The organism is Roseateles sp. P5_B10 (assembly GCF_056400485.1).
The window spans coordinates 1-607 of the sequence record NZ_JBFULE010001590.1; the positions used below are offsets into that span (position 1 = coordinate 1).

1 protein-coding gene and 1 tRNA gene are annotated in these 607 nt (G+C 64.4%); both read left to right on the top strand.

Annotation, left to right across the window (positions count from 1 at the left end):
- The coding region (locus AC1DU6_RS34745) for a ClpXP protease specificity-enhancing factor (protein WP_477863070.1) at window positions 1-458 on the top strand (458 nt) is incomplete at its 5' end.
- Window positions 459-483: 25 nt separating this feature from the next.
- Window positions 484-559: transfer RNA gene (locus AC1DU6_RS34750), tRNA-Thr, on the top strand.
- Window positions 560-607: the final 48 nt, after the last annotated feature.

Consider the following 607-nt stretch of genomic DNA (forward strand, 5'->3'; position numbering starts at 1 on the left):
GCCCGTACCTGATCCGCGCGCTGCACGACTGGTGCACGGACAACGGCTTCACGCCCTATATCGCGGTCCAYGTCGATCGTTCGGTGCAGGTGCCGATGGAGTACGTGTCCAACAACGAGATCGTGCTGAACGTCGGCTTCGATGCCACCAGCGGACTGGATCTCGGCAACGAGTTCATCCAGTTCAAGGCGCGCTTCGGCGGCGTCGCGCGAGAGATCGTCGTGCCGGTGGATCATGTTGTCGCGATCTACGCCCGCGAGAACGGCCAGGGCATGGCCTTTCCGGCGCCCGAGGCGCTGGCCGAAGGTGCACCGCTGCCCAGCCCGGCGCCGCAGGAGCCGYGCCGCAGCGGCCTGCGTCTGGCCAGCGAAGCCAGCGACGACGAGGGCGATGACACGCCCCCGCCACCCGACGCGCCCAGCGGTGGCCCGCGGCCTTCACTCAAACGGGTGAAGTGAGCGACTAGAATCTCGCCTGTTTTTCGCCGGCTTAGCTCAGTTGGTAGAGCAACCGCCTTGTAAGCGGTAGGTCATCAGYTCGAATCCGATAGCCGGCACCAATCAAAAACCCACTGTCTCGCGACAGTGGGTTTTTTCATGTGCGCCTA